Annotated in this window: 7 protein-coding genes and 1 pseudogene; 3 read left to right on the top strand and 5 right to left on the bottom strand. The window is 68.4% G+C overall.

From position 1 onward, the window contains the following. Window positions 1-143 precede the first annotated feature (143 nt). From ACNPM4_RS08430 to ACNPM4_RS08415, 4 genes are read right to left on the bottom strand one after another with little or no spacing between them, the layout of a single operon-like run. A complete protein-coding gene (locus ACNPM4_RS08430; RefSeq protein ID WP_448985388.1) occupies window positions 144-2,441 on the bottom strand; it encodes an FtsX-like permease family protein in 2,298 nt (765 codons plus the stop codon). A gap of 23 nt (window positions 2,442-2,464) precedes the next feature. Continuing rightward, entirely contained in the window at window positions 2,465-3,139 is a 675-nt protein-coding gene (locus ACNPM4_RS08425; RefSeq protein WP_448985387.1) for a TetR/AcrR family transcriptional regulator, read from the bottom strand. After that, a complete protein-coding gene (locus ACNPM4_RS08420; RefSeq protein WP_448985386.1) occupies window positions 3,136-3,903 on the bottom strand; it encodes an ABC transporter permease in 768 nt (255 codons plus the stop codon). The genes ACNPM4_RS08425 and ACNPM4_RS08420 overlap by 4 nt, the downstream gene beginning before the upstream one ends. After that, entirely contained in the window at window positions 3,890-4,837 is a 948-nt protein-coding gene (locus ACNPM4_RS08415; RefSeq protein WP_448985385.1) for an ABC transporter ATP-binding protein, read from the bottom strand. Before ACNPM4_RS08415 ends, ACNPM4_RS08420 begins: the two co-directional genes overlap by 14 nt. A 340-nt stretch (window positions 4,838-5,177) precedes the next feature. Between ACNPM4_RS08415 and ACNPM4_RS08410 the strand changes: the two genes are divergently transcribed. The 3 genes from ACNPM4_RS08410 (at window position 5,178) to ACNPM4_RS08400 (ending at window position 8,423) form a co-directional block, all read left to right on the top strand. Further along, window positions 5,178-5,828, top strand: a complete 651-nt coding sequence (locus ACNPM4_RS08410) for a GntR family transcriptional regulator (protein WP_029273773.1) — start codon at window positions 5,178-5,180, stop codon at window positions 5,826-5,828. 197 nt (window positions 5,829-6,025) lie between these two features. Continuing rightward, a complete protein-coding gene (locus tag ACNPM4_RS08405) occupies window positions 6,026-7,048 on the top strand; it encodes a TerC family protein (protein WP_448985384.1) in 1,023 nt (340 codons plus the stop codon). Between the two features lie 94 nt (window positions 7,049-7,142). Beyond that, window positions 7,143-8,423 (top strand): hemolysin family protein, encoded by a 1,281-nt coding sequence (locus tag ACNPM4_RS08400; protein WP_448985383.1) that lies wholly within the window; start codon window positions 7,143-7,145, stop codon window positions 8,421-8,423. 19 nt (window positions 8,424-8,442) lie between these two features. Here the strand turns inward: ACNPM4_RS08400 and ACNPM4_RS08395 are convergent. Then, window positions 8,443-8,628, bottom strand: a pseudogene (locus ACNPM4_RS08395) (arginase family protein); the annotation flags it as partial.

Raw genomic sequence — 8,628 nt, 5'->3', positions numbered from 1 at the left:
GGGACCCGTGAGGGCCAGATAGTCGCCTTCGGCGACGTCGAGGTCGATTCCGTCGAGCACGGTCGCGAGGTCGCCCGCGGCCGACTCGAAGCGTCGGATGACTGCGCGCGCCGTGATGAGTGAGGGCGATCGTTGCATGTCGGTCAGCTTTCGTTGAGGAGTGCGGGGCTGTGGGCGGAGGCTATGAGGGCGCCGACCACGGCGGCGGCCGCCACCACGGGGCCGGTGATCAGGCTCAAGCCGTTGGCTGCGACGAGGTCGGTGGCGCCTCCGCCGAACGAGGAGAGGGTGGCACCGAGCACGCCGGGCCCGAGCGACTCCGTCGCGACCCACCCGAGGAGAAGACCGGCCCCGGCGACACCCACCGCCCGGAACAGGGGGATCGTGCGCAGCCCGCCGCGAGACCATCCGAGGAGCCGCAGCAGACGCAGATCGGACTCGTCGCGAGTCGCCTCGAGCCGCCCCCGGAGAGCGAACACCAAGAGCATCACCACGGCAGCGGCTGCCCAGGCGATCATCGACGCCGTCTTCAGACGCTCGACCGTGTCGCCCAGCGTGTAGTGGACGAACCTGTCGAGCTCGGTGAACGTCGCCGCGGGGTGATCGAGCGCGAGCGCCGAGGCTTTCGCGCCCTGATCGACGCCGTCTCGGAGGTCGACCATGAACGTCTGCCACAGGGGGATGCCCTGATCGCCGGGCAGCTCGACGGCTTTGCCCGATCGGCCACCGTTGGTGATGTCGTGATAGACGCCCGTGATGCGGTACCGATGGGTCGAACCGGCCGAGTCCACCTCGACGGACTGTCCGACCTCCACCCCCGCGTTCTGCGCGGCGAGAGTCGACAGCGCGAGCTCCCCGGGCCCTGCGGGCGCTTCGCCACGCGCATAGGCGAGGGGGAAGGTCGAGGTGTCGCCCACTTCCAGAGCGACGTCATCGGTGCGCGCCGCGGCGATGAGCGCGACCCGGAAACTGGTGGCCTTCGCGAACCGGGCGATGTCCGGGTCATCGCGCAGAGACCGCTCGAGCGCGTCGCCCGCGCCGGCCTCCGCGCCCTCGCGGACGAACGCACGGAGGTCGCTCTGGCCGACGCCCATGGTGGTGACGAAGTCGGGTGCCGCGATCGTCTGGGTCACACGCTGGGGCAGGGCCGCCAGCACGACCGCGAAGCCGACCATGATGATCAGCAGCACGGCGGTGGTGCCTCGGGTGGTGAGTCCGCGGACGGCGAGGCGGATGCTGACCGGAATCGGAAGATCCCAACGCAGTGCACGCGGACGACCTCGGGTCTGCGCCGACACCCCGGGCCTGGTCAGAGCGAGCAACGGGCTGATGCGGCGCACCCGGCGCAGCAGGTGCGCCGCGAGCGCGGTCGGGATCGCGGACGCGACCACGACGGCCAGCAGCATAACGATCGTCCCGGTGCTGCCGTGCCCGCTCGAAAGGACGACGTCGCCGCCCCGCAGAAGCGCGGATGCAGGGAAGACCAGGAGCAGGGCGACCAGCACCGCGACACCCGACTGCACGGCGTATCCGAGGAGCAGGGTCGAAGAGACCTCGCGGTGCGAGAAGCCGATCGCCCGCATCACACCGATCCGACGGGCGTCCTGTTCGAGGGCGGTGAGGACCATGATCCGCAGACACAGCAGCGTGATGGCGAGCAGGACGATGCTCACCAGGATGGTGAGGATGGCGACCAGACCGTCGGTCAGCGCGGCGATCAGACGCAGCAGGCTCCCGTCGACGGCAGCACCGTTGGCCGGGAGTCCGGCCAGACGGTAGGCCTCCGTGAATCGATCTCCTGCGTCGTCGACCAGGCGGAAGGTGAGGATGTGCTCCACGGGGAGCCGTTCGGCAAGGTCGTTCCAATCCCCTTCGGACACCACGAACCGCTTCGAGTTGACCAGACTCGGCCCCATCTGGGCGTCGCTGACGGTGTCGGCGACCGTGAACGTCTGCACGTCACCCTGCACGGTGATCTCGACCGTGTCACCGCGCGCGAGGTCGTAGGCGTCGGCGTAGTAGCCGGGCACGGCGATCTCGCCGTCGCGGACGTTGGTCGGCGTGCCGTCGGGTCCGAGCAGGAAGTCGAATCGAGGGCTCTGGGTGACCAGCAGGAGGTCCATCACGCCGTCGCGCGCGGCGTCCGTCATCCCGTGCATCCGAAGGTCCTGGTTGTCGAGCTGGAGCGCATCCTGCACCTGGTGGTCGTCGACGATGTCCTGGTGCGTCGCGGCGAAGGAATCCAGCGATGAGGTCTCCAGCGGACCGACGTGCATCTGCACGGCGTCCGGCGCTTCCGCGAGCGCGAAGAGCCGCTCCGTCGCCCCGATCGTCGAGACGAGGGTGGCGACACCCGCGCCGGCGGTGGCGGAGCTGATCGCCATCAGCAGGATCAGCGAGACGCTGCTCAGGGGATTCCCACGGATGCGTGCGAATGCCATCCGCCACGCGGTCGAGGCCGCCCTCACGATGTCGGGGGGAGGGCGAACGGCCAGCCGTGCAGGATGGCGCCGATGCCCGCCTCGAACTGCCGTTCGGCCGACGGGGCCCACCCCGCGGCGATGATCCGGCCGAGGTGGGGCAGCTGCGACAGCAGTGCTGCCTCGGTGTCGTCGTGCTCGCCCTCGGCCTCGGTCGTCTCCGCAGCGGTGGACTCCGACCCCGCGGGAGCGCTGAACTCTCCCATCGCCGAGGCGACGGTGATCATCACGAGCACGTTGACGAGGTCGCCGAGGGCCGGATCGACCGGAGCCCCGAGGTCGAGCAGGATGCCGATGGCCTCGTCGGCCACGGCGAGCGCCGCGGGGGAGGTGATCGGGTGCGTCGCGACGATCGGGATGAGTCCGGAATGCGCGGCGAGCTCGGTGCGGATGGCCCGCATCAGTTCGTGTGCGTAGGCGCGCCAATCGGGCACCCCGGAGGTGGAGGGAAGCGAGAGTCCTGTCCAGAACTCGTCGGCGAGCGCGGCGGCGAGGTCCGACTTCCCGGCGAAGTGCCGATAGGCGGTCATCGGGTCCGCCCCGAGCGCGGTGCCCAGGCGGCGCATGGTGAGCTGATCCAGACCGTCGGCGTCGATCAACTCGAGCGCTGCCGACAGTACGTCGGCGCGGGAGATCCGCTCCGGTCGAGGTGTCATCATGAGATTCCTTTCCGCCTGCGCAGGGCGAGCAGTGCGACGGCGAGCAGGGCGAAGCCCGCAGCGAAGCCGAAGAGTGCCATCGACGGGCCGAGCGTGTCGAGCGCTCCAGCATGATCCAGGGTGAGCGACCGCATGGCCTGCAGTGCCCAGTATGCGGGCGACGCCGGAGCGATGGTCTGCATCCAGGTCGGCAGCGACTCGACCGGCCCGAACGCGCCGCCGATCCCCGCCATGAGCATGGCGAGCACGTTGCCGATGACCAGTGCGAGCTCGAGGGATCGGGATGCCGACACCAGGAGCAGTCCGAAGCCGATCATCGCCGCCGAGAACGCCACGAGCACCAGGACCAGTCCGAGTACGGAGCCGTTGGGGCGGTATCCGAAGAGGAGCGCGCCGCCGAGGAGCACCGCGACGAACTGCAGCAGCTGCGCGGCGAATGCCGTCAGTGACTTACCGAGGAGGAGGTCGACGCCGCGGGCCGGTGATGTCCGCAGCCGGTCCCACGTGCCCCACTGCTGATCGCGGAAGAACGCCGTGACGACATGCTGGACGCAGAGGAGGGCGAACAGCACGGCCAGGCCGGGGACGGCGTACTCGACTCCGGCCGCCGAGGCGTAGCCCGCGGTGGCCAGCTGCCCCCGCGCACCGGGGACGAAGAACGGGACGAACACGAGCGGGATCACCGTCATGACCACGACCGGAGACGGGTCGCGCCACAGGATCCGTGCGTCGATCGCTGCGACCGCGAGACTATGCCGCAACACCGTGCACCTCCGCGTCGTCGAGTGCCGGTGTCTCCCGCTCGCGGAGCACGCGCACGTACGCGCTCTCGAGAGTGGGGCGAGGGAACTGCACATCGATGATCGCGCTCGCGCTTTCGCCGAGGCGGGCGATCAGGTCGGCGAGCTGCTCACCCGCGCTGGTTCCCGTCGATCCGCTCACGAGCCAGTCGCCCTTGCGCACCCAGCCGGCCGGCGGCTGAGCATTCGTCTGCAGGCGCACGCGCACGCCGTCGCCCTGCGACCTCACCACCTCGCTGACGTCTCCGAGATCTCGCAGCACGCCGTCGTGCAGGAGAGTGAGTCGTGACGGGAGCTGCTCGAGCTCGGTGAGGTAGTGGGTGGTGTAGAGCACGGACGCTCCGTCGTCGGCGATGCGGCGCACCAGGTCGAGGATCTGCTGGCGCGACTCCACGTCGGCGCCGACGGTCGGCTCGTCGAGGAACAACAGGCGCGGGCTGTGGGTGAGCGCCATCGCGAGGTGCAGTCGGCGCTGCTGGCCGCCGCTGAGCTGTTCGCCGCGGACGCCGGTGCTCTTGGTGAGCCCCAGTCCCTCGATCACCGCCGCGCATCGTGCGCGCAGCCCCCGCCCGCGCACGCCGTGAAGACGAGCGAATCCCTCGACGTTCTCGCGCACCGTGAGTGAGGGGTAGATGCCGAGTCGTTGCGGCGCGCTGCCGATCAGGGAGGCGGCGGTCTCTCGGCGGGAGGCGAGGTCGATGCCGTCGACGGTGACCGACCCGGAATCGGGCGCCAGCGACCCGTTGGCGATGGCGATCAGCGTGGACTTGCCTGCGCCGTTGGGGCCGAGGAGGCCGAGGATCTCACCCGCGGGCAGGACGAGATCGACGCCGGAGAGCACCGCACGCTCGCCGAAGGATCGCCGGATGCAGTTCAACCGCAATCGTGTGTCGCTCATGATTCCCCTTCGTAGATCTACATCGTAGACTAACTGACGAAGCCACCGCGTGGGCTGGGTCGACGAAGGGATCGACGAGGGGATGATCCGCGCGTCATGCTCTGTCGTCGATGCCCCGGATTGACATCGGCACCTGGCCGGAGATGACCTGTCGCTGTGGGAGCCGCTGCGACCGGAAGGCTTCTGCACCCCGGCCTGGCGCCCTCACGGCGGTTTCCACGGTCGTCGGCCTCTGGGATGCGATACATTGCATGGTAGGTAGAACTTCAGGCTCTACGTCGCTTTCCGTTCGAGTGGAGGAAAATTGGCACTCTCAGGTGGACCCCTCGAGCGCAGATCCATGAGTGACGAGGCATACGCCCGGTTGCAGGAAGCGATCATCAGCGGCGAGCTGCGCCCCGGTGAGCGTCTGCGGGACTACGAGCTCGCCGAGCGGCTCGGCACCTCGAAGACGCCGATCCGCCACGCGCTGGACCGCTTGGCCGATCACGGCCTGGTCGAGATGCAGCGCAACCGCTACACGCGAGTCGCGCCGATCGACCTCGATCGGGTCCGCAACGCCGTCGACCTCTTCGGCGACATCTGGATCGGCTCCGTACGCCACGTCATGCCGGTGATCCAGGATGACGACGTCGCGTACCTCACGGATCTCGCCGACGACATGTCGCGGTCGGTGAAGTCACGTGACGTGACGGGCTTCGGGACTGCGCTGCGCGCCATCGCCACCGGCTTCGCCCGCATCGAGGGCAACGCTGCGCGAGCGGTCATCATCGAACGTCTCGGACCGCAGATCCGGCGCTTCGGCGAGCACTCGCGGGACGCTTTCGAGTGGGACAAGATCGAGGCCTTCACCGTCGCCATGCGCGAAGCGATCAACGCGCGCGATGCGGTCCAGACCCGAGCAGTGCTCGTCACGCTCTTCGACGACGTGCTCCCCGCGACGATCGACCGTGCCGAAGTCGCGGGTGTGGACATCATCGACGAGGACTGAGCCCACCGGCGCCGGCATTCCAGGCGAACCCACAGGAATCGCAAAGGGTCGTCTTCTAGCCTGGAGGTCCCAAGGGGAGTACTCCGATACGGTCGGGTCGTCATTACGGATGCACGTCGCATCCCGGGCCACCGGTTCCTGTTCAGGAATGGAGAAGACTTTGGCGGTGCAGTCGTACCCCGAAGTCTGGAGCCCGTTTGGACATCACCCCCCTGATCTGGATCATCACGATCGCGGTCACGATCGCCTTCTTCGTCTATGAGTTCTTCGCGCACGTGCGCACGCCTCACGAGCCGACGATCGCGGAGTCGGCCCGCTGGTCGATCTTCTACATCAGCCTCGCGCTGCTGTTCGGCGTCGGCATCGGCGCCTTCTCCGGCTGGACGTTCGGCGGTGAGTACTTCGCCGGCTATCTGACCGAGAAGGCACTGTCGATCGACAACCTGTTCGTCTTCCTCATCGTGATGACCGGCTTCGCCGTGCCGAAGATCTATCAGCAGAAGGTGCTGATGATCGGCATCGTGATCGCGCTGATCCTGCGCGGCATCTTCATCGCCGTCGGCGCGACGCTCATCGAGAACTTCTCGTGGATTTTCTACCTGTTCGGCGCACTGCTCCTCGTGCTCGCCTACCGTCAGGCGTTCAGCAACCACGAGAGCAACCCCGCGAACGGGCGCTTCATAACGTTCGTCCGTCGACACCTGCCCGTCAGCGACGAGTACCACCGCGACAAGCTGACCGTCGTCAAGAACGGCAAGCGCTTCGTCACGCCGATGCTGCTCACGATCATCGCGATCGGGTTCATCGACCTGGTGTTCGCCGTCGACTCGATCCCCGCGATCTACGGTCTCACCGACCAGGCGTACATCGTCTTCACCGCCAACGCCTTCGCGCTCATGGGCCTCCGACAGCTCTACTTCCTCATCGGCGGACTGCTCGAGCGGCTCGTCTACCTGGCCCAGGGGCTCGCGGTCATCCTCGGGTTCATCGGGGTCAAGCTCGTCCTGCACGCGCTGCACGTCAACGAGCTGCCGTTCATCAACGGCGGTCAGGGCGTCGAGTGGGCACCCGAGATCCCGATCTGGTTCTCGCTGCTGTTCATCGGCCTGACCATCGCGGTGGCCACGGCGGCGAGTCTCATCAAGACCCGTCGCGCCCCGGATGCCGTCACCACGCCCACCGACACCACCCCCACCATCACCCAGAAGGAGCACTCTTGAGCGCGCAGCGCTGTTCTGACTCTTCGGACTCCGACAGTACGAGCGCCCGGTTCATCCCGGGCGCTCACCCCACCACAGAGGAGGCGGCCCGCTGATGGGCGACCTCCTCTGGAACATCGCCCTCGTCTTCGCGTTCGTGCTGATCGGCGGTGTCTTCGCTGCCACGGAGATGGCGCTGGTCACGCTGCGCGAGAGCCAGATCAACGCGATCGGCCAGCGCGGGCGCCGCGGGGCGAAGGTCGCGGCCCTCGCCCGCAACCCCAACACCTTCCTCTCGGCGGTGCAGATCGGTGTGACCGTCGCCGGGTTCGCCTCGGCGGCGTACGGTGCGACATCGATCGCCCCGTCCCTGGCGCCCGTGCTCGAGTCGTGGGGGCTGGCGCCGGCTCTCGCCCTCACGGTCGCGACACTCGTGCTCACGCTCGTGATCGCCTACCTGTCGCTCGTGCTCGGAGAGCTCGTGCCCAAGCGCCTCGCGATCCAGCGCAACGCGCAGTTCGCCTACGCGGTCGCGCCCGCACTCAACGGGTTCGCGACGGTCATGCGCCCGGTGATCTGGCTGCTCTCGGTGTCGACGAACGCCCTCGTCCGGCTGCTCGGTGGAGACCCGCACAAGACGAGTGACGAGATGACCGATGAGGAGGTGCGCGACATCGTGGCCAGCCATCAGGGGCTGCCGGATGACGAGCGACGCATCCTCGACGACGTGCTCTCCCTGCGGGGGCGGCAGGTCAGCGAGGTCATGCGCCCGCGCCCGGAGGTCGTCGCCCTCGACGAGGCCGCGAGCGTCGGCGAGGTGATGACGCAGGTGCGTGATCTTCCGTTCTCGCGCTACCCCGTCTCCGATACCTCGATCGACGACATCACCGGGTTCGTGCACGTCCGTGATCTGTTCGAGGCCGCGTCCGACGATCCGACGCGGCCGCTGCGCGCGCTCATGCGCGAGATCCCGTACATCCCCTCGTCCGCGCGCGTGCTGCCGACCCTGACCCGGATGCGTGCGGAAGGGCACCACATCGCCGTCGTCGTCGACGAGTACGGCGGCACCGACGGCCTCGTCACCCTGGAAGACCTCGTGGAGGAGGTGGTCGGCGAGATCTTCGACGAGTATGACGCCGAGGTGTTCATCTCCGCAGAGGACGGACTCGACGGGCGACTCAACCTGCAGGACTTCGAGGAGGCCACAGGCCTGGCGATGCCGCGCGGCTCGTCCGACACCATCGCCGGCTTCGTGACGGAGCAGCTGGGGCGACTCGCCGTCGTCGGCGACACGGTCGAGGTGCCGGGCGCGACGATCCAGGTGGCGGAGCTCGATCGACGTCGGATTTCGCGTGTGCGGGTCACGCTCGAGCAGGTGGTGGAGCCGCAGGTCTGACCGCGCGCCCGGTGGGTGGTCAGGGCCGCTGCACGCGGCTGCCCAGGTCGCCGAGGCCTTCGGCCAGGATCTCGACCAGCAGGCGGGCATAGCGTCCGTCGGGATCGAGGTCGGGGTCGAACACCGTGATCGACGCGCCGACCGCGCCCGGTGCGAGTTCGCGCAGCAGAGCCGTGAGCTCTGCCGCCCCGATCCCGCCGGGGTC

This window comes from Microbacterium umsixpiens (assembly GCF_053543675.1).
This window is presented reverse-complemented; position numbering and strand designations above follow the sequence as displayed.

Coding starts and splice junctions, on each gene's coding strand:
- ACNPM4_RS08425 (WP_448985387.1), bottom strand. CDS start 3,139: ATGATGACACCTCGACCGGAGCGGATCTCCCGCGCCGACGTACTGTCG.
- ACNPM4_RS08410 (WP_029273773.1), top strand. CDS start 5,178: ATGAGTGACGAGGCATACGCCCGGTTGCAGGAAGCGATCATCAGCGGC.
- ACNPM4_RS08400 (WP_448985383.1), top strand. CDS start 7,143: ATGGGCGACCTCCTCTGGAACATCGCCCTCGTCTTCGCGTTCGTGCTG.
- ACNPM4_RS08430 (WP_448985388.1), bottom strand. CDS start 2,441: ATGGCATTCGCACGCATCCGTGGGAATCCCCTGAGCAGCGTCTCGCTG.
- ACNPM4_RS08415 (WP_448985385.1), bottom strand. CDS start 4,837: ATGAGCGACACACGATTGCGGTTGAACTGCATCCGGCGATCCTTCGGC.